Source organism: Pseudomonas sp. SB113 (genome assembly GCF_040754745.1).
GTDB classification, from domain to species: domain Bacteria; phylum Pseudomonadota; class Gammaproteobacteria; order Pseudomonadales; family Pseudomonadaceae; genus Aquipseudomonas; species Aquipseudomonas grimontii.
The window spans coordinates 153413-178845 of record NZ_JBFMHW010000006.1 but is presented as its reverse complement, the minus strand read 5'-3'; the positions used below and the strand labels follow the sequence as shown (position 1 = coordinate 178845).

At 61.6% G+C, this 25433-nt stretch carries 18 protein-coding genes; 10 read left to right on the top strand and 8 right to left on the bottom strand.

Annotation, left to right across the window (positions count from 1 at the left end):
- Positions 1–11: 11 nt before the first annotated feature.
- The 4 genes from AB1462_RS10450 to AB1462_RS10435 all read right to left on the bottom strand — a co-directional run bounded on the left by AB1462_RS10450 (position 12) and on the right by AB1462_RS10435 (position 6905).
- Positions 12–1997, bottom strand: a complete 1986-nt coding sequence (locus AB1462_RS10450) for a methyl-accepting chemotaxis protein (RefSeq protein WP_259194865.1) — start codon at positions 1995–1997, stop codon at positions 12–14.
- A 287-nt stretch (positions 1998–2284) separates the two neighbouring features.
- Entirely contained in the window at positions 2285–3535 is a 1251-nt protein-coding gene (locus tag AB1462_RS10445) for a glycoside hydrolase family 68 protein (protein WP_090402500.1), read from the bottom strand.
- 251 nt (positions 3536–3786) lie between these two features.
- Positions 3787–4776, bottom strand: coding sequence for a pectate lyase (locus AB1462_RS10440; protein WP_315338699.1), 990 nt, complete (start codon positions 4774–4776; stop codon positions 3787–3789).
- A gap of 629 nt (positions 4777–5405) precedes the next feature.
- The gene (locus tag AB1462_RS10435) at positions 5406–6905 is read right to left on the bottom strand and encodes a CoA-acylating methylmalonate-semialdehyde dehydrogenase (RefSeq protein ID WP_090402496.1); all 1500 of its coding nucleotides are present in this window, start codon (positions 6903–6905) and stop codon (positions 5406–5408) included.
- A 108-nt stretch (positions 6906–7013) separates the two neighbouring features.
- Between AB1462_RS10435 and AB1462_RS10430 the strand changes: the two genes are divergently transcribed.
- Both AB1462_RS10430 and AB1462_RS10425 read left to right on the top strand, forming a co-directional pair.
- Complete coding sequence (locus tag AB1462_RS10430; RefSeq protein WP_090402494.1) at positions 7014–7952, top strand: LysR family transcriptional regulator; 939 nt, start codon at positions 7014–7016, stop codon at positions 7950–7952.
- 141 nt (positions 7953–8093) lie between these two features.
- Positions 8094–9776, top strand: a complete 1683-nt coding sequence (locus AB1462_RS10425; RefSeq protein ID WP_259194511.1) for an AMP-binding protein — start codon at positions 8094–8096, stop codon at positions 9774–9776.
- Between the two features lie 54 nt (positions 9777–9830).
- Here AB1462_RS10425 and AB1462_RS10420 read toward each other — a convergent pair whose 3' ends face one another.
- Both AB1462_RS10420 and AB1462_RS10415 read right to left on the bottom strand, forming a co-directional pair.
- Positions 9831–11105: a glucarate dehydratase family protein gene (locus AB1462_RS10420; RefSeq protein ID WP_090402490.1), complete on the bottom strand. Its 1275-nt coding sequence runs from the start codon at positions 11103–11105 to the stop codon at positions 9831–9833.
- Positions 11102–12469, bottom strand: a complete 1368-nt coding sequence (locus tag AB1462_RS10415; protein ID WP_090409890.1) for an MFS transporter — start codon at positions 12467–12469, stop codon at positions 11102–11104. The genes AB1462_RS10420 and AB1462_RS10415 overlap by 4 nt, the downstream gene beginning before the upstream one ends.
- A 106-nt stretch (positions 12470–12575) precedes the next feature.
- On the opposite strand from AB1462_RS10415, the gene AB1462_RS10410 reads away from it, so the two are divergent.
- Positions 12576–13478: a LysR substrate-binding domain-containing protein gene (locus AB1462_RS10410; RefSeq protein ID WP_090402487.1), complete on the top strand. Its 903-nt coding sequence runs from the start codon at positions 12576–12578 to the stop codon at positions 13476–13478.
- Positions 13479–13492: 14 nt separating this feature from the next.
- On the opposite strand, the gene AB1462_RS10405 is transcribed toward AB1462_RS10410, so the two are convergent.
- Positions 13493–14425, bottom strand: coding sequence for an AraC family transcriptional regulator (locus AB1462_RS10405; RefSeq protein WP_090402485.1), 933 nt, complete (start codon positions 14423–14425; stop codon positions 13493–13495).
- Between the two features lie 552 nt (positions 14426–14977).
- Here AB1462_RS10405 and AB1462_RS10400 point away from each other — a divergent pair.
- The 4 genes from AB1462_RS10400 to AB1462_RS10385 all read left to right on the top strand — a co-directional run bounded on the left by AB1462_RS10400 (position 14978) and on the right by AB1462_RS10385 (position 18910).
- Entirely contained in the window at positions 14978–16327 is a 1350-nt protein-coding gene (locus AB1462_RS10400; RefSeq protein WP_315336738.1) for an MFS transporter, read from the top strand.
- 98 nt (positions 16328–16425) lie between these two features.
- The gene (locus tag AB1462_RS10395) at positions 16426–17118 is read left to right on the top strand and encodes a fumarylacetoacetate hydrolase family protein (RefSeq protein ID WP_367246685.1); all 693 of its coding nucleotides are present in this window, start codon (positions 16426–16428) and stop codon (positions 17116–17118) included.
- Between the two features lie 42 nt (positions 17119–17160).
- Positions 17161–17919 (top strand): SDR family oxidoreductase, encoded by a 759-nt coding sequence (locus AB1462_RS10390; RefSeq protein ID WP_090402478.1) that lies wholly within the window; start codon positions 17161–17163, stop codon positions 17917–17919.
- Between the two features lie 34 nt (positions 17920–17953).
- On the top strand, positions 17954–18910 hold the full coding sequence (locus tag AB1462_RS10385; protein ID WP_090402476.1) for a 2-hydroxyacid dehydrogenase: 957 nt from the start codon (positions 17954–17956) through the stop codon (positions 18908–18910).
- A 46-nt stretch (positions 18911–18956) separates the two neighbouring features.
- On the opposite strand, the gene AB1462_RS10380 is transcribed toward AB1462_RS10385, so the two are convergent.
- Complete coding sequence (locus AB1462_RS10380) at positions 18957–20918, bottom strand: methyl-accepting chemotaxis protein (protein WP_315336732.1); 1962 nt, start codon at positions 20916–20918, stop codon at positions 18957–18959.
- Between the two features lie 357 nt (positions 20919–21275).
- Between AB1462_RS10380 and AB1462_RS10375 the strand changes: the two genes are divergently transcribed.
- Genes AB1462_RS10375 through AB1462_RS10365 form a run of 3 tightly spaced genes read left to right on the top strand, consistent with a single transcriptional unit; the run spans position 21276 to position 25322 of the window.
- Positions 21276–21734, top strand: coding sequence for a 2Fe-2S iron-sulfur cluster-binding protein (locus AB1462_RS10375; protein WP_315336730.1), 459 nt, complete (start codon positions 21276–21278; stop codon positions 21732–21734).
- On the top strand, positions 21734–23965 hold the full coding sequence (locus AB1462_RS10370) for a molybdopterin cofactor-binding domain-containing protein (protein ID WP_367246684.1): 2232 nt from the start codon (positions 21734–21736) through the stop codon (positions 23963–23965). Before AB1462_RS10375 ends, AB1462_RS10370 begins: the two co-directional genes overlap by 1 nt.
- Before the next feature lie 16 nt (positions 23966–23981).
- On the top strand, positions 23982–25322 hold the full coding sequence (locus AB1462_RS10365; RefSeq protein WP_367246683.1) for a cytochrome c: 1341 nt from the start codon (positions 23982–23984) through the stop codon (positions 25320–25322).
- Positions 25323–25433: the final 111 nt, after the last annotated feature.

Below are 25433 nucleotides of genomic sequence, written 5' to 3'. Positions count from 1 at the left end.
ACTCCCGCGGCTCAAACGCTGAAATGATGGAGCAGCTCGCGCTGCACCTTGGCCATGTCCGACAGCTCGTGGCTGCTGATGGCGGACTGCTCGGCGCCATTTGCCGTCTGCTGGGCCGAATCGTTGATCTGGATGACCATCCGACTGGTTTCCTGCACCGTGGCGCTCTGCTCCTCGGTGGCGGCGGCGATCTGGATATTCATGTCGCGGATACTGTCGACCGAGTCGCTCATCGACAGCAGCAAGTCACCCGCGCCCGAGGCCAGCGACACGCACTGGGTGGACTGCGCCTGGCTTTCGTTCATCACGTGCACCACCGAGTGAATCTTTTCCTGCATGAGCCCGATCATGTCCTGGATTTCGCTGGTCGAGGTCTGGGTACGGCTGGCCAGGGAGCGCACTTCATCGGCCACTACCGCAAAACCGCGTCCCTGCTCACCGGCACGGGCCGCTTCGATCGCCGCATTCAGGGCGAGCAGGTTGGTCTGTTCGGCGATGGTGCGAATAGCGACAACAATGCCCTCGATATTCTGCCCGTACTTCTGCAACTCATCGGTCACCTGCGTGGCCTTGTTCACCTGGTCGGCCTGCTGGCGGATATTGACGATGGTCTCGGCCACGCGCGCCTGCACCTTGTGCGTGAGTTCACTGGTGTCGTCCACGGCCTGGCGGGTGTCCTGCGCGCGCCGGGCCACCTCTTCGACCGTGCTTTCCATCTGCGTCATGGCCGAGGCTGCCGATTGCAAGCGGTCCTTCTGCTCATCCACCACACGGGTGGTCTGCTCGCTGTTCAAGGCATTGCTCCCGGCCGTCACGGCCAGCGCATCGGCAGAGCCGATCAATTCACGGAAGGTTTTGCGCAGGGCCGTGGTCAGTTCGTTCAGGTAACCGCCCAACTCACCGAACTCGTCTTTACGGCTGACATCGAAACTGACCCGCATGTCCCCCGCAGTGAGCGTCTTGAGCACTTCGCGAAACGCCGCCAGCGGACGCCGCAGGCTGAAGGCGACCCACGTACCAATCAACACCGCCGCCAGCACCGCAAGCACACATGCGATCAACAGCAAGCTGCGGCTGGTGCCGATGGTGGCATTGGCCGACTGACTGGCCTGGTTGGCGACCTCCAGGGACTGGCTGCCGAACTCGCCAATCCTGTCCAGGGTGGTTTTCAGCGCCGCATCCACCGCATTGCGCTGCTGCTGCACCTGCGCGGCCAGTTTCGCCTCCACCTGATAAGCCTGGAACAGGCCGTCAGGAGCGGTCAGGTCAGTCAGCAGGCGATTGACCATGACGCCGGCAATCCGCCCGACCCTCGGGTCAATCGCCGTCAGGGCCTGGGCCCGGGTGCTGATCACTTCGTCCTGCAGATTGAGCACACGCTGTAATTTATCAATGGCGGGCGTGACGGTATGAGCCGCGAAGCCATCGTAGGATTTGTTGACTTCCAACAGCAGCTTCTCCGCTGCGGCCACCTGTTGCGGTTCGTCGACACTGCGCGCATGCGCAATGTAATCACGCAAATAGCTGGTCAGCTGCATCGCCTGCGCACTGCTGTAGCCTTGCAGTTTGCGCGTCAGCGCCAACTGCTGCACATGTTGCAAGTGGGACGTCATCAACGCCTGCGCCTGTTCGGCGTAGGCCGCTACCTGTTGGCGCTGCTGCGCCAGGTTTGTCCGCAGCGCCTCATGCTCGCCGGTATAGGCAACCGTGCTGTCGAGCAATTGATTGAACTGGGCGATGCTCTCGGTAAACGGTGGCTTGCCGTCCTCGATCTGCTTGGGGTCGGTGCTGATCTGAATGGCCAGCAACGCCTGGTTGGCGCGCAGGATATGCACGTAGAGCTCACTGGCCGCGCGGCTCAAGGGGGCCGACTGGCCGGTGATAATGGTCAAGCGACTGCTGATGGACTGCGTGTTCTGATAGCTGATCCCCGCCATGATCAGCAATAACAGCACCAACACCGCAAATCCGCCGATCACACGTTGCAATATGGTCATGGCCACCCCTTTTGATTTTTATTCGTTGACCTGGGCGACGACCAGGCGTGCACCTACGAGTTCGGGATCGCTCGTGGTGCTAGTGCCTGTATCGGCTTGGTGGGCTGGGACTTGAGCGTTGAAGACAGGCTCAAACGCGGTCAAAAAAATGTGGGAGGGGGCTTGCTCCCGATGGCGGTGGATCAGTCGACATCTACAGTGACTGACACTCCGCCATCGGGGGCAATCCCCCTCCCACATTTGGATCGATTTACACCTGATGAATCAGGCTGGCTTTTGCACTGCGTTTACTGGCTCAACACCACATCCCGCATCGCCGGAATGTAACCGTAGTCGTAAGCCTCCTGCACAAACGAGCGAGCGCCCTTCAACACGATCCTGACCGTCGGCGCTTCAGTGCCGCCGATGCGGTAGTCATCGCCGGTGGTGGGCACGCTGTCGATAAACGACGTCACCAGGCCGTTGGGCATCACGCAGTGAGAGTACGTCTGGAACGGCTGCGAAGGCGGATTGCCAAGTACCAGCCCCGACGCATTCATCAGCGTATAGGGGCCGAACAGCTGATCGCTGACGAACCCATAGACGCCATCCGGCCCCGTCACGCCATCCGCATAGGTAAATTTGTGGCTGATGGTGAACAGGTAGTACTTGTTGTCCTGGAACACATAGTGCGGCCGTTCGGTCTGGTCGTTCACCCCGACGGCAGTCACCAGCGGCGGCAAAATCTCCCACTCGTCACCGTTGAGGTCTTTGGCAACCGCGATGCCAATACAGCCCACCTGATAACGCGCACCGCCCACATCTTCATGCCCTGGTGGCACCAGGCCTATTTCATTCGGGCCCACTTCGTGAGTCCCGCGCTCGCCGGCAACATTGCCTTCGAACACCATGTACAACTTGCCATCGACGGGATCGATAAAGGGGCTGGGATCGCGAAAGTTCCAGGTCGCATTCTGCGCTTCGGTTTGGTAGTAGGTGCCGTCGGCCTCGAACAACGACTTGACCTGATCAAAGCCCTGGAGGGTGACACCGGTGTCCGACGTGACAACCTGGCCCCTGACTTTGGCAATCGTGGCACCCGGTGTGACGCAGGTGTAGTACAGGTCGATGTCGCCGTTGTTATTCAACAGGATCGGTGTGCCCGCCCATTCACGGGTGGTCGGCGACACCCCTTCGGCCATGACACGGCCGCCGAAGATCCAGTCCTTGCCGGTGCGCGAGTACCAGTAGCAGATCCGCGCGTGACCATGGCGGTCTTCCCAGTCGCGCTTGATGTCGTAACGGCCATCGGCGTTGATGAATTGTGGGTCATGGGGGCGACGGTCGGCGGTCAGGGTGAAGATCACTGACCAGCCATTCACCGATACCACTGTGCCATCCAGTTCACGCAATGGCATGGTGTCCCAGATAAAGACCGTGTCACTCATGACAGGAAAGTCAGGACTCACTAACGGCTGGGTAGTCGTCGGGTCATTCTCATTAACTTTCAGCGCATCGGCCCGTGTCCAGCGAGTGGGTGTGTGATTCGCATGTTTCATGATGATGTCCTTTTGCTAACGCTTAAGTGACAAGCGAAGATTAAATAGCACCTGGCAGCCAGCAACTTAATACTGACTGAAAGAGCAAGAGATAGTTGGCTCTGCAAGTGCGCACCAAGGTTTAACATGGGCACTCGCTTATCGCAACATGAAGAATTATTTATATTACAAAGGCCATCACTGTATTTATATCCTTGATATAAATACAGTGGCACTTGCAATAAATGACAGCTCAGTAGAAAGCTAGCTAATCAACTACCGAATACCAGCGCCGCCGCTTGTGCCCCGGCATTCTTCTGTGTGAAGTCCTTGGCTTGCGCCGCCGTCTTCAAGGTATAGGCGTAGTTGGAACTGGCCGTCCATTGTGCTTTGGGCGACTTCTGGTTGGTGATCGGCGGCACACTGTTAGTATCAGTAAAAGTACCGGTACCCTTATCATCCAACATGCCTTTGTTTTGGCTGCCTTCGCCAAAATAGTTGCTTTCAGACAGGATATTGGCGTTCTGCGCCAGGGTAAAACCGAGGTGGAAGTTATTGATGTAGTTGTTATACACATGAAAATAACCGTAACGCATCAAGCCGGGCGCACGCACTTCCATATTGTCGAAGCGGTTATGGCACACCGTCAGGCGCGGATAACCGTTGAACTCTGCCTTATTATCATCTGCCGGGTGACCGAAGATCAGCCCGTACTTGTGGCTGCCAAAGAAGCAGTTGCTGATGGTGGCATAATCGGCCTTTTCGCCGATATACAGCAGTTTGTCTTCACTGCCGTCAGTGGTGGACCAGCTGTGCCCGACAAAAGAGCAATGGTCAATCCAGTATTTGCTGCCGTAGTTCAGATAGACCTGAATATCGTCATTGGCCTTAATACTCGCCGAATGCTTGAAGATAATATTCTGCAGAATAATGTTCTGCGACTGCGCGGTTGCACGCAGGTGAATATTCTCCAAAGTACGGTTCTGGAACGAACCGATCAAGGTCTTGTTGGCGCCCAAGTTGACTTTGGTCAGGCTCGACGCCGAGATATTACTGTTGATCACCAATACCCGTGGGGTGGTGTCGCCAATATTGGCCTTGAGTTGATCCAGGGTGGTGATACTGACCACAGGACCGGACCAGCCGCCACTGACTTTTGCCGCGAGGGCGAAACCGGTCAAGCCGGTGAGTTTGCTTTCTGGGTACGACATGAGTTCCCTCTCTATCAATAAAAAACGGCTCGGTATAACGAGCCTGGGCATTAAGTTAATCCATTAACTTACACACGGTGTTTGGCATGGCTGAGGTTGCCGGGTTTGGTTGGTCAGCGCTTAAACACTGTGTTTATGTACAGTATTCTTGATTCGCCTGGCCGTCAACCCTCAAGTGAAAAACAACCAAAAGTGGGAGGGGGCTTGCCCCGATGGCGATGGGTATCTACACAACGTTGTAGCCGCCAACGCTAACCACGATGCGAAGCGAGCCGCCCTTGATCTTGCTTTAGATCTTGATCTTGATCTTGATCTCAGGCGCCCCGTTAACCACGCTGGCCGGAATTCGATAGTGATTTGGGGGGTAAACCGGCAGGGATGCCGGTTTAGCCGCCCCGCGCCATGGATGGCGCGTGGCGGCGGCCCCCCAAATCACTGTCGGATTACGGGCACACCGAGCCTAGGCGAGGTGCCGAGTGGTGGGGCGAAGCGTTTTGCTTACTTTTGCGCTTTTCAAAAGTGAGCCGCCGTAAGGGCGGAACCCATAGCCGCCGTTACCGCAGCAACGGATATGTACTCATTCCAACCCCAGCAAATGGTCGGCCCAGAGGCCGCCATCGGGGGCAAGTCGAATCATCGCACCGCCCCTCCCACAGGGTTCTGCTGTGTTCTTTTGGCCGTTATTTCGACACCGGCATCGCAAACTCCGCGCCCTGCTCGATGCTCTCCGACCAACGCTGCATGATCGATTTCTGCTTGGTGTAGAAGCGCACCCCCTCAGTGCCGTAGGCATGCATGTCGCCGAACAGGCTCTTCTTCCAGCCACCAAACCCGTGCCAGGCCATCGGCACCGGGATCGGCACGTTGATGCCGACCATGCCCACTTCGATACGTCGGGCAAACTCGCGGGCAATGTTGCCGTCGCGGGTAAAGCAGCTGACGCCGTTGCCGAATTCGTGGTCGTTGACCAGCTTCACCGCTTCGGCGAAGTCATTCACGCGCACGCAGGCCAGCACCGGGCCGAAGATTTCTTCGCGGTAGATGCTCATCTCTTTGGTCACGTGGTCGAACAAGGTCGCGCCGAGCCAGAAGCCGTTTTCCAGGCCGGCTTCGGTAGGTACATAGTCACGCCCGTCGAGCAGCAGTTGTGCGCCGGCCTGCACGCCTTGTTCGATGTAGCCGCTGATGCGCTCCAGTGCCGCGCGGGACACAATCGGGCCCATCTCGGCCTTGAGGTCGCGGCCGTCGGTGATGCGCAGGTGCTTGGCGCGTTCGGTCAGGGCGGCGATGACTTTGTCACCGACATCGCCGACCAGCACCGCTACGGAGATGGCCATGCAGCGTTCGCCGGCACTGCCGTAGGCGGCGCCCATCAAGGCGTCGACGGTTTTTTCGATATCTGCGTCGGGCATCACCACCATGTGGTTCTTCGCGCCGCCCAGGCCCTGCACGCGCTTGCCGTTGCGCGCACCGGTTTCGTAGATGTACTGCGCAATCGGCGTGGAGCCGACGAAGCTCACGGCCTTGACGTCCGGGTGGGCGATCAGTGCGTCCACCGATTCCTTGTCGCCCTGCACCACGTTGAACACGCCTTTGGGCAGGCCGGCTTCACGCAGCAACTCGGCCATGAACAACGAAGCACTTGGATCGGTCGGGCTTGGCTTGAGGATGAAGGTGTTGCCCGCCGCGATGGCGATCGGGTACATCCACATGGGCACCATCACCGGGAAGTTGAACGGCGTGACGCCGGCCACGACGCCCAGGGGTTGGCGCATCGTCCAGTTGTCCATGCCACGGGAGACCTGGTCGGAATGCTCGCCCTTGAGCAGGTTGGGGATGCCGCAGGCGAATTCGAGAATGTCGATGCCACGGTCGACTTCGCCCTGGGCATCGGTGAAGACCTTGCCATGTTCAGCGACGATGATGCGCGCCAGGTCGTCCTTGCGCTCGCGCAGCAGGTGCAGGTATTCGAACAGCACGCGGGCGCGGCGGATGGGCGGGGTGTCGGCCCAACCGGCAAAGGCGGCCTGGGCAGCGGCGACGGCTTCGGACACGGTCTGGCTGCTGGCCAGTGCGACGCGGCCGGTCACTTCGCCGGTGGCCGGGTTGTAGACGTCCTGATAGCGATCATCGCGGCTTACGCGCTGGTCGTTGATGTAGTGCTCGATTGTTGTCGTCATGGCAGTCGATCCAGGTGGGTTGCGTTGGGACATACGATAGGCTTTCGATTTGTTCCAAACCAGAGCAGAATCCAGAACTGATTGTCCTTATAAGCGAACAATAGACACATGGAAAAATCCGAGATCGAAGGCCTGTGGACCCACATCCACTGGCTGTCAGTGCTGGAAGAACACGGCACCTACACCGCCGCCGCCGCGCGCCTGGGGGTGAGTAAATCTGCGGTCAGCCAGCGCATTTCCGACCTGGAGAAAGCCACCGGCACGCGGCTGGTGACGCGCACCACGCGCAGTGTGCGGCTGACCGACGCCGGACTGTCGCTGACCCGTGAAGTGCGCGGTGCCTATGAGCAAATCGCGCGCAGTTTCTCGTCGGTGCGCGATTCCACCGGGGAAATTCGAGGCCTGGTGCGCTTGACCGCGCCGGTAGCATTCGCCCGGCAACAACTGGTGCCGCACTTGTCGGAATTCCTGCAGCAGTACCCGCAGGTGCGCATCCAGCTGGATGTGTCGGATGCGCTGAGTTCACTGGCGGCCGAAGGCTACGACCTGGCCGTGCGGCATGGCTTCCAGGTGCCGGAAACCCACGTGGCGTGGAAACTCTGCGACACCGGCTCGGTGCTGGTCGCCACCCGTGATTACCTGCAACGCCACGGCGAACCGCGCGAACCCGGCGACCTGTCCGCGCACAACTGCCTGTTCTACCCGCGCGGCACCGACCAGCCCGCGTGGACGTTCGAGCGCGGCAACAAAACCGTGGAACGCCTCACCGTGCCCATCGCCGGCAGCTTCGCCACCAACAACAGCGAAGCCCTGCGCGACTCGGCGCTCAACCACTTGGGCATCGCCCTGCTCCCAGACTTCAGCGCCCACACCGCACTGGCCAGCGGCAAGCTGGTGCAGGTGCTCAAGGGCTGGACACTCAAGGGCGCGTTTGCCGATGAAATCTACCTGATCCGGCCGTACTCGCCCCATGTACCGAAGTCGGTGAGTGCGTTGGTGGGTTATTTGAAGGGCAAGTTGTCGGGTGGATTTCGGTTCGTAGTTTGAGGCACTGCACCCATGACTTTTTTGCACAACGCTCCGGTGTTTTTGAGCGTTTTGCTCTTATTTATGCGTGCCTATACTCGGTCCAGCCTCTCGATGCACCCGAGGGGTCAGTCCCCACAACAATAATTAAGGACACCGACCATGACCCAGTCCTTCCTGGCTGCCCGGGATTTTCTGCTCGCGCATCGCACCGACTACGCCACCGCTGCCCGCGACTTCCGCTGGCCGCAACTGGACACGTTCAATTGGGCCCTGGATTACTTCGATGCCATGGCCGAGGGCAATGCCGCCGACGCGCTGTGGATCGTCGAAGAGGACGGCAGCGAGCAACGCTACAGCTTCCAGCAACTGGCCGCGCGCTCCAATCAGGTCGCCAACCACCTGCGTGCCCTCGGCGTACGCCGTGGCGAGCGCGTGCTGCTGATGCTCGGCAACGATGTGGCACTGTGGGAAACCATGCTGGCGGCCTTCAAGCTGGGCGCCGTGGTGATCCCCGCCACCGCCCTGCTCAACCCGGTTGACCTGCACGACCGCATCGAGCGAGGCCAGGTACGCCACCTGGTGGTCGGCGAGGCGCATGTTGGCAAGTTCGACGGCCTGGGTGAGGGTTGCAGCCGCGTCTGCGTGGGGGCGGCGCCTATTGGCTGGGTCGCGCACAGCGCCGCCTTTGAATACCCCGAGCGGTTCGACGCCGAGGGCCGTACCTTGGCCACGGACCCGATGCTGCTGTATTTCACCTCTGGCACCACCTCAAAACCGAAGATGGTGCTGCACAGCCACCAGAGCTATCCGGTCGGCCATCTGTCGACCATGTACTGGATCGGCCTGCAACCCGGCGACCTGCACCTGAACATCTCATCACCGGGCTGGGCCAAGCATGCCTGGAGCTGCCTGTTCGCGCCGTGGAATGCCGGCGCCTGCATCTTTATCCATAACGTCGCGCGGTTCAGTGCCCAGGCGTTGCTCGGCGCGCTGGAGAAGTATCGGGTGACCAGCCTGTGCGCCCCGCCCACGGTGTGGCGCATGTTGATCCAGGAAGACCTGGCCAGCTACAAAACGCGCCTGAACCTGCGCGAACTGGTGGGCGCCGGTGAGCCACTGAACCCGGAGATCATCGAGCAGATCCAACAAGCCTGGGGCCTGCCGCTGCGCGACGGCTTCGGCCAGTCGGAAACCACCGCATTGGTGGGCAACACCCCGGGCCAGTTGCTCAAGCCAGGGTCCATGGGGCGCCCATTGCCGGGCTACCAAGTGACCCTGCTGGACGCCGACGGCGTGCCGGGCACCGAGGGTGAAGTCGCCCTGCCGCTGGATATACGCCCACTGGGCCTGATGCTCTGCTACGAAGACAGCCCGGAGAAAACCGCCGAGGTGATGCGCGACGGTTACTACCGCACCGGCGATACCGCGCAGATCGACGCCGACGGCTACATCACCTTCGTGGGGCGCGCCGACGACGTGTTCAAGGCCTCCGACTATCGCATCAGCCCCTTCGAGCTGGAGAGCGCCCTGATCGAACACCCGGCGGTGATGGAAGTGGCCGTGGTGCCCAGCCCAGATCCGTTGCGCCTGGCGGTGCCGAAAGCCTTCCTGATATTGGCCCATGACGCCCCCGGCAGCGCCGAATTGGCCGCGCACATCCTCGCCTTCGCCCGTGAGCACCTGGCGCCGTACAAGCGGGTGCGGCGGATCGAGTTTGTCAGCGAGTTGCCCAAGACCATTTCCGGCAAGATTCGTCGGGTGGAGCTGCGGCAGATGGAGGTGGTGCGACGCCAGAGCGAGACGCGCGGTGAGCACGAGCACTTCGAGGACGATTTCAGCTGAAAAAAAGCCCGGCGGCCTTTCCAGGCATCGCCGGGCAAAACGAAGCGACCAGCTTCAGAAACGCGGTTTGACGGTCTTCCAATCCGGTTGATAGCGCTGCATCTGCTTCACGTCGTCGCGCTGGCGAATGCCACAGGTGAGGTATTGGTCATGCAGCTTGCCCAGTTGGTCATGGTCCAGCTCCAGGCCCAGCCCCGGTGCGCGGGTGATCTTCACGCAGCCATCGACGATCGGCAGTTTGCCGCCCTTGATCACTTCTTCGTCCGGTTCCTGCCACGGGTAGTGAGTGTCGCAGGCGTAGTCGAGGTTGGGCACCGACGCGGCCACGTGGGCCATGGCCATCAGGCTGATGCCGAGGTGTGAGTTGGAGTGCATCGACACGCCCAGGCCGAAGGTCTGGCACATCTTTGCCAATACCTGGGTGTCGCGCAGGCCGCCCCAGTAATGATGGTCGGCGAGTACGATCTGCACGCTGTTCAGGGCCACGCTGCGGCGGAACTCGTCAAAATCGGTGACCACCATGTTGGTCGCCAGGGGCAAGCCGGTGCGTTTATGCAACTCGGCCATGCCTTCCAGGCCGGGGGTCGGGTCTTCGTAATACTGCAAGTCATCGCCGAGCAATTCGGCCATGCGGATCGAGGTTTCCAGAGACCAGTTGCCATTCGGGTCGATGCGCAGCGGCACGCCAGGGAAGGCTTTTTTCAAGGCCTTGATGCACGCCACTTCATGCTCCGGATCCAGCGCACCAGCCTTGAGCTTGATGCTTTTGAAGCCATAGGTTTCGATCATCCGCCGCGCCTGGGCGACGATCTGTACTTCGTTGAGGGCTTCGCCCCAACTGTCGGGTTTATAGGGCGAGTCGATGTGCTCGGCGTACTTGAAAAACAGGTAGGCGCTGAAGGGGATCTGGTCGCGGATCGCGCCGCCCAGCAGGTCCACCAGCGGCACATTCAGTGAGTGCGCCTGCAGGTCGAGAAACGCCACCTCAAAGGCCGAATAGGCATTGCTCACCGCCTTGCTCGCATGGGAGCCGGGGGCCAGTTCGGCGCCGGCAATGCTCGCAGGTTTGTGCGCCGCCACGGTGGCCTGCACGATGGCGCGCAGTTGGTTGAGGTTGAACGGATCGAGGCCGATCAGTTGGTCCTTGACCTGTTGCTGGATCGCCAGCGCCGGGGCATCGCCGTAGCTTTCGCCAAGGCCGATGTAGCCGGTGTCGCTCTCGATTTCGATGATCGAGCGCAGCGCGAAGGCTTCGTGGATCCCGCTGGCGTTGAGCAGCGGCGGGTCGCGAAACGCGATGGGGGTGACGGTAACGCGGACGATTTTCAAGAGGCGGCTCCCTGTGGGCCTGGACGCAAGGCGTGATGATGAGTCGTTGGTGTGGAGGTGGGGGGCACACCGGGCCGTGGTGCGGTGCGCGCAAAAAACACCACCACCGCGGCCACCAGCGATGTCGCGGCCAGGCCGTAGAGCCCGCCTTCAATCGAACCGGTGGTCTGCTCCAGCAGGCCGAAGGTGGTGGGTGCAACAAACCCGCCGAGGTTGCCGACCGAATTGATCAAGGCAATCACCGCCGCCGCGACGCGCGCATCCAGGTAACCCTGGGGAATCGGCCAGAACAGTGCCGAGGCAGCCTTGAAGCCAATCGCGGCAAAACAGATGGCGACAAACGCAAACACCGGCCCACCGGTGGTGGACATGAACATGCCGACGGCGGCGATCACCAGCATCAGCGCCACCCACGCCTGCTGGTGTTTCCACTTGCTGGCCAGGGCGGCAAAACCGTACATGGCGACGATGGAAATCAACCACGGGATCGAGTTGAACAACCCCACCTGGAAGTCGCCCAGGTTGCCCATTTTCTTGATCATGCTTGGCAGCCAGAACGTGGCGCCGTAGATGGTCAGGGCGATGGAAAAGTAGATGAAGCAGAACAGCGCGATCTGCTTGTCGGCCAGCAGCTTGAACATCGACGGCCGCACGCTCTGGGTGGCTTCGCGCGCCGTTTGCTCAAGCGCGATGGCCGTCACCAGCGCGTGTTTTTCTTCGTCGCTGAGCCACTTGGCCTCATGGGGGTGAGACTGCAACCAGAACCACACAAACCCGCACAATACGATGGAGGCAAAGCCCTCGATCAGGAACATCCACTGCCAGCCATGCAAGCTCAAGCCGCTGACGTTGAGCAACGCCCCTGACACCGGCCCGGAAATCACCGAGGCAATGGCCGAACCACTGAGGAAAATCGCCATCGCCTTGCCCCGCTCGGCGGCCGGCAACCATTGGGTGAAGTAGTAGATGATGCCGGGGAAAAAACCGGCTTCGGCAGCGCCAAGCACGAAGCGCAGGATATAAAAACTGGTCTCGCCTTTGACAAAGGCCATGGCCATCGCGGCCGCGCCCCAGGTGAACATGATGCGCGTCAACCAGGCCCGTGCGCCGTAGCGCTGCAGCAGCAGGTTGGACGGCACTTCGAAGATCGCGTAACCGATGAAGAACAGCCCGGCACCCAGGCCATAGGCAGCGGCGCCAATGCCCAGGTCGGTCTCCATATGGCTGCGCACAAAGCCGATATTGACCCGGTCGATGTAGTTGACGATGAACATCACCACGAACAACGGCAGTACATGACGCTTGACCTTGGCGGCTGCGCGGGCGAGCACGCTCGGGTCGGGCGGATTCTGGACGGTATCCAAGGGCAACTCCCAATCATTGTTTTTTTAGGGACGCACCGATGATGGACGCCAGGGATTGTTCCCGTCTAATCTAACTTGGCATTCGATTGATACCTGGATTAGATCAATGTTCGAACTGACGCAACTGCGCTGCTTCACCACCGTGGCCACCGAGCTGAATTTTCGCCGCGCCGCTGAACGCCTGAACATGACCCAGCCGCCCCTGAGCCGACAGATCCAATTGCTGGAGCATCACCTCGGCGTGGAACTGTTTACCCGCACCACCCGCAGCGTTGCCCTCACCGCCGCCGGCCGCGCGTTTTTTATCGAGGCCCAGAACCTGCTGGAGCGGGCCCAGCAGGCGGCCGTGACCGCGCGACGTTTTGCCGAGGGCGACATTGGTACGGTGAATATCAGTTTCGTCGGCAGCGCGGTGTATGAGTTTTTGCCCAGGGTCATTGCCGAGGCGCGGCTCAAGCAGCCCCAGGTCAAGATCGACCTCTCGGAGATGAACACCTACCAACAATACGAAGCCCTGCGTGCGCGCCGCATCGACCTGGGCATCGTCCGCGCGCCGCTGCTGGAGCCGGGTTATGCCACTGAATGCCTGGTGCGCGAGCCCTTCGTGCTGGCAGTGCCGAGCAGCCATCGACTGGCCAGCGCCGAGAACGTCAGCGTCCAGGACCTCGATGCCCAGCCGTTCCTGATGTACGCCCATTCGGCCTACCCGCCGTTCAACGAACTGCTCACCGGCCTGCTGCGTTCGGCGCGTGTCGCCCCTGAATACGTGCAGTGGCTGGGCTCGTCCCTGACCATCCTGGCCCTGGTCAACGCCGGCATGGGATTGGCCTTGGTACCGCGTTGCGCCAGCAGTGTGGTGTTCAAGAACGTGGTGTTTCGCGATATCGACCTGGGCGAAGGCGCACAGAGTGAACTGCACCTGATCTGGCGCGAGAACAATGACAACCCGGCGTTCGCGATGCTGCTGGAGGGGATTCGCAGCGCCGTGCGTGACGGATGGGCGGACTGACCGCGCGTGCCGACTCAGGTGCCGGTGGGTGATTGCGGCGTGTCAGGGTTGAGTTGCTGGCGCCTGAATTGCCCGGGCGGCTGGCCGTGTATCTGGCGAAAACGTCGGGAGAAATACGCCTCGTCGGCAAAACCGCACAACCTGGCCACCTCACCCACCGGTCGTGTGCCATTGAGCAAATAATTACGGGCCGCGTGCATCCGGCGCTCAAGCACCAATTCCGTAAAGGTCTTGCCGATTTCCTTGCGCAACCAATGCGTCAAGTAGGTCGGTGACAGGTAAGTCGCCGCCGCCACCTTGATCAGGTTGAGGTCGGGGTCTGCAATATTCTTGCGCAGGTATTCAGACATTCTGCTCAGTGCATCGCGCCGACTGACCTCGGCGGCATTCTCTTCGGCCAAGCGCTTGAGCGGTTCGGCATACAGCGCGCACACGCGTCCAATCAATTGCAGCAGCAAACCCTTGAGCATCTCGCGAGTGCCAAACTGGCGGTTTTCATCCAGGGCACGCATCTGTTCGATCACGCCACAGACGATGCCGAAGTCCTCATCGCCCAGAATGAAATCCAGATGCTCCTGGAAGCGGAACGGTGACAACTCGGGCGCCAGCAGGATAGAGACTTCCTCCAGATCCATCGGGTCGCACTGCAAATGCGGTAGCAGGAAGGTCTGGGAGAAATTGATCACAATGAAGTTGCTGTCTGCCGGATGGGGGATCACATGCACCCGATGCGGCAGGATGAAAGCCAGTGCATTGCGTGGAAAGGGTCGTTCGGCATTGCCGATGTGCTGCACGGTGTCGCCACCCAGGTTGACCTGGATCTGGAAGTACTCATGACGGTGGGGGCTGGTTTCTGCGCGGCGGCCCTTTTTGTCGCGGATGTAAAAGTCGGTCAACTCGCTGCGTTGCTGCATGACGTAAGTGGGGACTCGACTGGGTGATGACATTGCCTGAGGCTCCTCGACAGGTACATGGTCAGGGCGATTGTGCAGGCGGACCGGCGCGGCTTCAACATGTCATCGGATAACAGCCAGAGGTGACGGATTATTTTCACCTGCGTTTGCGATTTTCTCTGTCCAAAAAAAACGTACGCACCAGAAAATAATTAATCCTTAAAAAACAATAAATTATTGAAAAAATCGAGAGTTTCTAGCGCAACAAGTTGATGCGTTTTTTCTTGGACTCCTGCATTCAAGGCCTTTTCATAAAGAAAAAACGATCTAACGCACGCGTTGATTTTGGAATGTTGTACGACCACTGTAATCACCCATGCAGCCCGAACCTTCCAAAAACAATCAAAAGGTGCGCACCCCATGAACCTGCTTTTTTGCCCTATCCCCCCTCCCCCGGCCCGGCCCGTGCGAAGGTCTCTCTGAGCATCTGACAGCGGCTGTCCGCGCCTCTCATTAATGCAGCGATTGCTCTGCCCCGACACGGGGGGCATCGGCTTCGGCTGCGCGCGAACTTCACGATTCACCTGATAATAAAAAGGTCTACCCATGTCGAACTCGCACCCCTCCCCGTCCACCGCGCCGTCGGTGAGTGCCGGCGTACAGGACGCCGTCCTGTCCCAGCGGCTGCCGACCCGGCGTCGCTGGTTCATGCTGTCGTTGCTGCTGATTGCAACCATCATCAATTACATCGACCGTGTGAACATCTCGATTGCAGCACCGTTCATGGCCAAGGACCTGGGCCTGGACAAGATTGAAATGGGCCTGATTTTCTCCGCATTTGCCTGGACTTATGCCCTCGCCCTGGTGCCCGCAGGTTTTGTTGCCGATCGCTTCGGCTCCCGGCTCACCTACGGCGTGTCACTGATCAGTTGGTCAACCGTGACCGTATGCCAGGGCTTCGCCACCGGGTTTGCCTCGTTATTCGGCTTGCGCCTGGCCGTCGGCGCCATGGAAGCACCGGCGTTTCCGGCTAACAGCCGGGCAGTGACGGTGTGGTTCCCGGCCCGCGAACGCGGCGTGGCCAGCAGCATCTATGTGTGCGGCCAGTACCTGGGCACGGCCCTGTTTACCGGCCTGCTGCTCTGGCTGGCCACCACTTATGACTGGCGCCATGTGTTCTACAGCACCGGGTTGCTCGGCATCGTGTTCGGCGTGGCCTGGCTGTACCTGTACCGCGACCCGTTGAACTGCAAGCGCGTCAGCCAGGAAGAATTAAAGTACATCGAAGCCGGTGGCGGGCTGGTCAAGAGCAGCCAGGAGCGCACCCGTTTCAATTGGCGGCAGATCGCCGAGCTGTTCCGCTACCGGCAGATCTGGGCGATTTGCATCGGCAAGTTCGCCAGCACCTCGGCGCTGTACTTCTTCCTGACCTGGTTCCCAACGTACCTGATCGAAGAACGCAAGCTGACCATGATCAAGGCCGGGATCTTCGCGGTACTACCGTTCGTGGGCGCTACCGTCGGCATTCTATTGGCCGGCATCGTTTCCGACTTGCTGATACGCCGTGGTTACTCAATGTCCTTCGCGCGCAAGTTGCCGTTGGTGGTTGGCTCGATGCTGGGCATGTCGATTGTGCTGGTCAATTTCACCGACTCGAACGTGATCTGCATCGCGGTACTGACCATTGCCTTCTTCGCCCAGGGCATCGCGTCGTCGTCGTGGGCCGCCGTATCGGAAGTGGCACCCAAAGAGCTGATCGGCCTGACCGGCGGGATCACCAGCCTGGCCGCCAATATCGGCGGGATCGTCACCCCGATCGTGATTGGCGGCATCGTTCACGCGACAGGCTCGTTTGCCTACGCGTTCTGGTTTATCGGCGGTGTCGCGCTGATTGGCACCTTGTCTTACTCGTTGCTGCTCGGCCGCTTGTTCCGCATCGAACTCAAGGTGCGCTGAGTCAAAAACATGTTTTTCTCCAACACCAGGCCGCAATCGTCCAACTTCACCCACGAATGCCGCCTTACGCTGCTGCTTCCAACAGGACACTGATAAAAATGACCATGACTGAGTACGTGTTTACCCCCGATCTTCCCGTGACCTTGCCGGTCGCCGGTCGCCAGCAGCGCTTTCCCGTCGGCCGGGTATTTTGCGTCGGCCGCAACTACCCTTGGCCGGATACCCAAGGCCAGTCCCGCCAGCCGCCGGTGTTCTTTATGAAACCGGCGAGCAGTGTGGTGGATGCAACGGGTGAAGTGCAGTTCCCGCCGTTGACTGAAGAATTTGCCCACGAAATCGAATTGGTCGTGGCCATCGGTGAGGGCGGCACTCATATCCCGGAGAGCCAGGCACTGGCGTATGTGTGGGGCTATGCCGTCGGCCTGGACCTGACCCGCCGCGATGTGCAGCGCGTAGCCAAAAGCCAGGGCCTGCCTTGGGAAGGCGCCAAGGTGTTCGACGGCGCCGCGCCCATGACCGCCATTGTGCCGGTGACCCACGCAGGGCACCCGAGCGGCGAGTTGTGGCTCAACGTCAATGGCCAGGAGCGCCAGCGTGACAGCCTCGACAGCCAGATCTGGTCGGTCAGCGAGATCATCAGCCGCATCTCGCAGTCGGTGTCGCTGCGGGCCGGTGACCTGATCATGACCGGCAGCCCGGCGGGCGTCGATATGCTGCAACCGGGCGATCTCATCAACGCCGGGATCGACGGCATCGGCCAACTCGAAATGCGTGTCGGCCAGCGCGCTTGAACCCGGCACACCTACCCGTGAACGGAAAAAGGAGATAACACCATGTCGAATCTTTTGAAGGTGGCCCTGGTCACCGGCGCCGGCAGCGGAATCGGCCGCGCCGTGGCCCTGGGCTTGATGGCGGACGGTTTCACCCTGGTGCTGGCCGGGCGCCGGCCGGAACCGTTGCAGGCATTGGCCGAGTTGGCGGCCAGCGAGGGCCACGAAGCCTTGGCCGTCCCCACGGATGTGCGCGACCCGGCCAGTGTCGACGCGCTGTTTGCAACCATTGCCGAGGTGTACGGACGTCTCGATGTGGTGTTCAACAACGCCGGGGTCAACGCCCCTGCCGTGCCGCTGGATGAACTGACGTTCGAGCAGTGGCGCAACGTGATCGACACCAACCTCAACGGCGTTTTCCTCTGCGCGCGTGGCGCCTTCGGGCTGATGCGCCATCAACAGCCACAGGGTGGGCGCATCATCAATAACGGCTCGATTTCAGCGCATACCCCACGGCCGTTCAGCAGCGCCTATACCGCCAGCAAACATGCGGTGTTGGGACTGACCAAATCCCTGGCCCTGGACGGGCGTGAATTCAACATTGCCTGCAGCCAGATCGACATCGGCAACGCCTTGACCGAGATGTCGGTGCGCATGACCAAAGGCGTACGCCAGGCCAACGGCACCATCGCCGTGGAGCCGATGGTCGACGTCAAACACGTGGCCGATGCCGTGCGCTACATCGCCGCGCTGCCCCTGGAAGCGAACGTCCTGAACATGACCGTCATGGCCAGCGCCATGCCGTTTGCCGGTCGCGGTTAAACCGGCTTTTTTATTCCGTTACACGAGGTTCTCAATGAAACCAGAAGTCTTGCAGCTCAGCCCGATCCTGATCCCCGAAATCAACGCACGGCTCGATGAATTGTTTACCGTCAGGCGCTACTTCCAGCAGGCCGACAAGCAGGCTTACATACAGGAACACGGTGCGAACATTCGCGGCGTGATCACCGGCGGGCATACCGGCATCAGCCAGGCGCTGATGGCCCAACTGCCGCGATTGGAAGTGGTGGCGGTCAATGGTGTGGGCACCGATGCGGTGGACTTGGCCTATGCCCGGGATCGCGGGATCCGCGTGACCGCAACGATCGGCGCGCTGACCGAGGACGTCGCCGACTTGGCCATCGGCTTGCTGATCGCCGTGTGCCGTGGGCTGTGCACCAGTGATCGCTATGTGCGTTCGGGCCAGTGGCCACAGAGCCCGACACCTTTAGCGCCGCTGCCGTTGGCGCGCCAAGTCTCGGGAATGCGCATCGGCATCGTCGGCATGGGCCGGGTCGGTCGTGCGGTGGCCACCCGGGCCGCTGCGTTCGGTTGCCCGATCAGCTACACCGATTTGCAACCGATGGGCGATGTGAACCACACCTTTGTCGCCGACCTGAAACAGCTGGCCAGCCAAAGCGACGCGCTGATCCTGGCCGCTGCCGCCGACCAGGCTGAAGCCATTATCAACGCCCAGGTGTTGCAGGCATTGGGCAAGGACGGTTTCCTGATCAACGTGGCGCGCGGCAAGCTGGTCAACGAGGCGGACCTGGTGGCCGCGCTGGCCGCCGGTGAGATCGCGGGGGCGGCCCTGGACGTGTTTGTCGACGAGCCGAATGTTCCCGAAGCGCTCTTTGCCAATGAGCAAGTGGTGCTGCAACCCCACCGCGCCAGCGCGACGCTGCAAACCCGCACGCGCATGGGGGACATGGTGGTGGCGAGCCTGCTGGACAGTTTCGCCGGGAAAAAACCCCAGGGTTGTGTGACGGATTGAGCACCGGCCACCGAGGGGCGTAGCGCCCCTCGAAACTCATCACACCTCACGCCACCTTGAAACGATTGACCAGACGCTGCTGGTGCTCGGCCAGGCGCGCCAGTTCCTGGCTGGTGATTGCGGTTTGCTCGGCGCCGGCACTGACCTGGATGACCAGATCGTTGATCTCGTTGACGTTACGGTTAATGTCTTCTGAAACCGCGCTCTGCTCTTCGGCCGCCGAGGCGATCTGCAGGTTGCGATCACTGATACTGGCCACGCCTTCGGCGATCTCCAACAACAATTCACCCGCACGTTCGACCTTGCGCGCACCGTCCTGGGCCTTGCCCAAGGTCTCCTGCATGGACGAACTCGCGCGATCGGAACCACTTTGCAGATTGCTGATCATCTGCCGAATGTTCCCCGTGGACTCCTGGGTTTTCTGAGCAAGTACCCGCACCTCGGACGCCACCACGGCAAATCCGCGCCCATGATCCCCTGCCCGCGCCGCTTCGATGGCCGCGTTCAACGCCAGCAGGTTGGTTTGCTCGGCAATGCCGCGAATGACGTCCAGCACCGAGGAAATCCCGTCGCTTTCCTGTTTGAGTTCGTCAATGATCAGCGCGGTGTCCTCGGCCTGCCCCGAGAGCTGGCGGATCAGTGTGATGGTGCCTTCGATCTCGGTGCGCCCTTGGGTGGTGCTGGTATTGACCCGTTGCGACAGTTGCGCCGCATCGTTGGTGCTGTGTGCCACCTCGCGCACGGTGGCGCTCATTTCGTTGATCGCCGTAGCCACCAACTCAGTGCTTTGGCGCTGCTGCTCGACGCTTTGGCTGGTCTGCATCGTCACGGCCGAGGATTCCTCCGCCGCCGTTGCAACCTGCGCGGTGGCGTTGCCGATTTCCTGCACCACGCCGCTGATCTCTTGCGCCATGCGGTTGAGGTTGCGCGAGATCTGACCGAACTCGTCCTTGCTCTCATAGGTCGCCCGCGCGGTGAGATCGCGCTGTGCCAGGTCGTTGAGCACCCGGTTCAGGTCGCGCACCGCCGAATCGATCATGCGGATGATCAGCCAGGACAACACCGCCACCGCCAACAGGGCCACGATCACTGCGCCGACGGTCAGCCACAGGGCGCGGCTGGCGTCATCCCGCTCGTGCATCGCCAGGCTGCTGACACTTTGGCCCAGGGCTTCCTCGACTTGGCCCATCAGGTCAATGCGCTGTGTGGAGGTTTCAAACCAGGCTTCGGGCTTGATCCCCAGCGCCTGCCCCATCGGCACCTCAAACGCCAGACGCTGCAACTTGGCGACTTCGACGGCGGCAGGTTGTTGCATTTGCGTATCGAACTGCGCAAGCGAGGCGGCGGGCGCCTTGCGCCGGAATGCATCGTAATAGGCGCCGAACTCGCCCAGGTTGCGGCTGAAGCGCGACAACAGGGCCTCGTCGAAATGCCCCTGGCTGAAGACCAGGCCCAGCACCACGCGCTCGCGCCCGGCCCGCTCTTTCATTTCGATAAATTGATTCAGTGCACCCAGCGCGTAAACGATGGTTGCGTTGTTGACGCTCGCTTCCAGGGAGTGGGTGTAACCGGTCAGCACTTGAATGATCGCGGTATAACGCGCGCCGGATTCGGTGCTGTTGATGCTCAGCTTATCGACCTGCCCACGCATGGCCGGCAGTTGGTCCAGGGCCCGCACTACGTCGTCCAGGTTCGCATTGCCGGAAGTGGACAAACCGCGCACCACCTCGACGGCCGCGCTGGAGTCCCTGCGCATCTGTAGCATCCGCTCGCCCATGGACTTGCCGCCACTGCCGAGGAACACCCCACTGGCACCGCGCTCACGCTGCAACGTGGTAATCAACTGGCTCAACTTCTGCGCGGTGGCGCTGGCCATCACCGTGGTGTTCATGTCACGCAGCGTTTTGTAGTTGTCCACCACAAACACGCCGGCCAAGGTCAGGAACCCGAGCATGGGCAGTAGCAGAATCAACAACAGTTTCAGACGCAGCGGAGCGTTCTTAAGCATTTCCCTAAAGCCTCATGTCCATGGGTCAGACTGGCGCCTGTCACGCCAAGATAGTGGCGCCATAATATCACCCATGAAAACGGCGCTACCGCTCTCGGACGGCTATCTGGAGCCAATAGGGGTTTGTACTGACCCAAATCAATAAACGTTCACACATCAAGCGGCTGCGGGTGCCTAAGTTGATCGACCACCTTGCTTGACTGGCTCAATCCTCTTGAATACTTGCCTGATCCTCCGAGTCGCCGGCTTTTTTATAGATAGCCCTTGTGCCCTGGTCTAGAGTTCGACAATGGGCGCCCATCGCCTTTCTTATAAGAAACAAGCACTACCAACCGATGATCAGCAGGTGAGCCAGCCATGGAATTACGTATTAACCAAAAGGCCTATCAGGTCGATGCCGACGCGGACACGCCGCTGCTATGGGTGATCCGCGATGACCTCGGGCTGACCGGCACCAAGTACGGCTGCGGCCTGGCCCAATGCGGCGCCTGCTCGGTGCTGGTGGACGGCAACGTCGTGCGTTCGTGCGTCACGCCGGTGGCCGGGGTGGTCGGGCGTGAGATCACCACCATCGAAGCCATCGAAGCCGATGAAGTCGGCAAGCGGGTGGTCAGTGCCTGGGTCGAACATCAAGTGGCGCAATGCGGTTACTGCCAGTCCGGGCAGGTGATGGCGGCCACCGCGCTGCTCAAGCACACCCCTGCGCCCACCAATGCGCAGATCGACGCGGCCATGGTCAACCTGTGCCGCTGCGGCACCTACAACGCCATCCACGCCGCCATGCATGACCTGGCCGCCGGGAAGGAGAGCGTCTGATGAATACGCCTGAAGTCATCCCCGGCCTCACCCTGGGCGAGCCGATCAACCTGTCGCGTCGACGCTTCCTGACCAGCACGGCCGTGGGTGCGCTGGTCATCGGTTTTGGCCTGCCGCTGGGCTCGGCCCGAGTACAGGCGGCTGCCGCCGCAGAACGCGGCACCCAGGTGCCGGCGTTCCTGGAGATTCGCCCGGACGGTAGCGTGCGCCTGCTCAGCCCCTTTATGGAAGGCGGCCAAGGCACCCACACCGCCATGGCGCAGATCGTCGGCGAAGAGCTGGATGCCGACCCCGCCACCTTCATCGTCGAAGCCGCACCGCCCGGTGAAGCCTACGTGGTGATGGACAACGGCATGCGCATCACCGGCGGCAGCATGTCGGTGCGCATGAGCTACCCGGTCATGCGCCGCCTGGGCGCCCTCGCCCGCGCCATGCTGTTGCAGGCCGGTGCCGAGCAGTTGGGTGTGCCGCTGGCCGAACTGACCACCCAACCCGGCCGCGTGGTCCACGCCGCGTCCGGACGCTCCCTGGGCTACGGCGAGTTGGCCGGCCGCGCGCTGGACATGCCGGTGCCCGACCCGGCCGGCATCACCCTGCGCGACCCGAGCCAGTTCCGCTGGATCGGCAAGCCGGTCAAGCGCCTGGATGCCTATGACAAATCCACCGGCAAGGCGCAGTACAGCATCGACATGAAGGTCGACGGCATGCTCCACGCCGCCGTGCAGCACGCGCCGCGCCTGGGCATGACCGTGGGTGGCCTGCGTAACCAATCGCAGGTCGAAGCCATGAAAGGTGTGCACTCGGTGCATGTGCTGCCCGGTGCGGTGGCCGTGGTAGCCGAACGTTGGTGGCACGCCAAGCGTGCGGTGGAGGCGATCCAGGTCGACTGGCAGGAACCGACGGCCGACTCAAAAGTGCGCGGCATGCCCGCTGATTTTTCCAGCGACGGCTTTCGCGATTTTCTCGCGGCCCAGCAAGGTCCGGCGCGTGACGACGAGAACGAGGGCGATGTGGCCGGCGCGTTGAAAAACGCCAAGACCCAGGTCGAGGCCACCTACCACAACCAGTACCTCAACCATGCGCAACTGGAGCCGCCGTCAGCCCTGGCGCGCTTCAACCCCGACGGTTCGCTGGAGATCTGGCTGCCCAACCAGGCGCCGGATATGTTCCGCGCCGACATCGCCAAGCGCGCCGGGCTCGACCCCGCGCAAGTGACCCTGCACTCGCCGCTGCTGGGCGGTTTTTTCGGCCGGCACTTCCTCTATGACTCGGCCAGCCCCTACCCGCAGGCGATTGCGTTGGCCAAGGCGGTGGGCCGTCCGATCAAGCTGATCTGGAGCCGTGAGGAAGAGTTCCTGCGCGACGTGCTGCGCCCGGTCGCGGTGGTCAAGTTCCGCGCCGCGCTGGACGCCGACGGCCTGCCGGTGGCGATCGAAGCGGTGAGCGCCACCGAAGGCCCTACCGAAGCCATCGCCGGCAAGCAGGGCGAAAAACTCGACCCCACCGCCCTTGAAGGCCTGTCGGGTAAAAGCTACGCCATCCCCAACAAACGCATCGCGCAGATCTACGTCAAGGGCCCGGCCATGCTCGGCTACTGGCGTTCGGTGGGCAATTCGCTGAATGACTTCTTCTACGAAGCGTTCCTCGATGAACTGGCGGACAAAGGCGGCCGCGATCCCTATGAGCTGCGCCTGCACCTGCTGCGCGACAACCCACGGCTGACCACCCTGCTCAAGGCCGTGGGCGAGTTGTCCGGTGGCTGGAAGCGTGGCCCCTACACCGCCGAAGACGGCACCCGGCGCGCCCGTGGCGTGGCCATGGCCTCGCCGTTCGGCTCCCACGCGGCGGTGATCGCCGAAGTGTCGCTTGAACACGGCCAGGTCAAGGTGCACAACATCTGGGAAGCCATCGACCCCGGCAGCATCGTCAACCCGGCGATTGTGCAAGCCCAGGTCAATGGCGCGGTGGCCCTGGGCTTATCGCAAACCTTGCTGGAAGAAGCGGTGTATGTGGACGGTAAGCCACGGGCGCGCAACTACGACCTGTACCCGATCCTGCCGCCCTCACGGATGGCGCAGGTGCACGTAAAGATCGTCGAGAGTGGCGAGAAGATGGGCGGCATCGGTGAGCCTCCGCTCCCCGCTGTGGCGCCGGCCGTGGTCAATGCGGTAGCGCAGTTGACCGGCCAGCGTGTGCGCAGCCTGCCATTAAGCCGACACACCTTCAGCTAACCGAGCGAGACCGCCCATGAACAACCGTCGATTCGCAAGAACCGCAGGCTGGCTGGTGCTGCCCTGCCTGGTCGCCGCCGGCCTACTGACCTGGTATGTCACCCGTCAGCCCGCCACACCGTTCGCGCAGGAACAGGCTGCCAGCGTCGACCCCGCACAGGTCAGTCGCGGCGAATACGTTGCCCGCCTCAGCGACTGCGTGGCCTGCCACAGCCTGCCGGGCAAGGCGCCCTTCGCCGGGGGCCTGGAAATGGCCACGCCGCTGGGCGCCATTCACGCCACCAACATCACCCCGGACCGCACCCACGGCATCGGCACCTACAGCCTCGCCGACTTCGACCGCGCGGTGCGCCACGGCGTAGCACCGGGCGGGCGCCGGCTCTACCCGGCGATGCCCTACCCGTCTTACGCCAAGCTCAGTGACGACGATATACGCGCGATGTACGCGTTTTTCATGAAAGGCGTACAACCGGCCAACGAGCCCAACATCCCCAGCGATATTCCCTGGCCGCTCAATCTGCGCTGGCCCATCGCCCTGTGGAACGGCCTCTTCGCGCCGACCGCCACCTACGCGGCCAAACCCAACCAGGACGCGCTGTGGAATCGTGGCGCCTACATCGTCCAAGGCCCTGGCCACTGCGGCAGCTGCCACACGCCGCGCGGCCTGGCCTTCAACGAAAAAGCCCTGGACGAATCCGGCAAGCCGTTCCTCGCCGGCGCCCTGCTCGACGGTTGGTACGCACCGAGCCTGCGCCAGGACCCGAACACCGGCCTGGGGCGCTGGAGCGAGCCGCAGATCGTGCAGTTCCTCAAGACCGGGCGCAACGCCCATGCGGTGGTCTACGGCTCGATGACCGAAGCCTTCAACAACTCCACGCAGTTCATGGAAGACGCCGACCTGGCCGCCATCGCCCGTTACCTCAAGTCGCTGCCCGGCGACCCACAGCGTGACGGCACACCCTGGCAGTACGCGGCCGCCGACACACGCCAGGACATTCCCGGCGCCCACACCTACGCGACCCGCTGCGCCTCCTGCCATGGCCTTGACGGCAAGGGCCAACCCGAATGGATGCCACCCCTGGCCGGCGCCACCTCGGCATTGGCCAAGGAAAGCGCCTCGGCGATCAACATCACCCTCAACGGCTCACAGCGGGTAGTCGCCGCCGGCGTACCGGACGCCTACCGCATGCCGGCGTTTCGTGAGCAACTGTCCGATGAGGAAATCGCCCAGGTGCTGACCTACGTGCGCAGCACCTGGGGCAACCACGGTGACGCGGTCGACGCCAAGGCAGTCGGCAAGCTGCGCGGGCATACCGACCCGGCCAGCAGCAGTCCGATTATTTTGCATATGCGTTGAAGGTCGTTCTCGCGGCACTTTCCCCGGCGTGGTCAGTAACCTGAGCATGCCGGGGAATAAAGGGGCAATGCGCACAAACTTAGTATTGACCCGGCCTCGTGCACGTTGACC

Bases quoted from the DNA above. Each gene is read 5' to 3' on its own strand.
- AB1462_RS10450 (WP_259194865.1), bottom strand. From the start codon at position 1,997: ATGACCATATTGCAACGTGTGATCGGCGGATTTGCGGTGTTGGTGCTG.
- AB1462_RS10445 (WP_090402500.1), bottom strand. From the start codon at position 3,535: ATGAAACATGCGAATCACACACCCACTCGCTGGACACGGGCCGATGCG.
- AB1462_RS10440 (WP_315338699.1), bottom strand. From the start codon at position 4,776: ATGCCCAGGCTCGTTATACCGAGCCGTTTTTTATTGATAGAGAGGGAA.
- AB1462_RS10435 (WP_090402496.1), bottom strand. From the start codon at position 6,905: ATGACGACAACAATCGAGCACTACATCAACGACCAGCGCGTAAGCCGC.
- AB1462_RS10430 (WP_090402494.1), top strand. From the start codon at position 7,014: ATGGAAAAATCCGAGATCGAAGGCCTGTGGACCCACATCCACTGGCTG.
- AB1462_RS10425 (WP_259194511.1), top strand. From the start codon at position 8,094: ATGACCCAGTCCTTCCTGGCTGCCCGGGATTTTCTGCTCGCGCATCGC.
- AB1462_RS10410 (WP_090402487.1), top strand. From the start codon at position 12,576: ATGTTCGAACTGACGCAACTGCGCTGCTTCACCACCGTGGCCACCGAG.
- AB1462_RS10405 (WP_090402485.1), bottom strand. From the start codon at position 14,425: ATGTCATCACCCAGTCGAGTCCCCACTTACGTCATGCAGCAACGCAGC.
- AB1462_RS10400 (WP_315336738.1), top strand. From the start codon at position 14,978: ATGTCGAACTCGCACCCCTCCCCGTCCACCGCGCCGTCGGTGAGTGCC.
- AB1462_RS10395 (WP_367246685.1), top strand. From the start codon at position 16,426: ATGACCATGACTGAGTACGTGTTTACCCCCGATCTTCCCGTGACCTTG.
- AB1462_RS10390 (WP_090402478.1), top strand. From the start codon at position 17,161: ATGTCGAATCTTTTGAAGGTGGCCCTGGTCACCGGCGCCGGCAGCGGA.
- AB1462_RS10385 (WP_090402476.1), top strand. From the start codon at position 17,954: ATGAAACCAGAAGTCTTGCAGCTCAGCCCGATCCTGATCCCCGAAATC.
- AB1462_RS10380 (WP_315336732.1), bottom strand. From the start codon at position 20,918: ATGCTTAAGAACGCTCCGCTGCGTCTGAAACTGTTGTTGATTCTGCTA.
- AB1462_RS10375 (WP_315336730.1), top strand. From the start codon at position 21,276: ATGGAATTACGTATTAACCAAAAGGCCTATCAGGTCGATGCCGACGCG.
- AB1462_RS10370 (WP_367246684.1), top strand. From the start codon at position 21,734: ATGAATACGCCTGAAGTCATCCCCGGCCTCACCCTGGGCGAGCCGATC.
- AB1462_RS10365 (WP_367246683.1), top strand. From the start codon at position 23,982: ATGAACAACCGTCGATTCGCAAGAACCGCAGGCTGGCTGGTGCTGCCC.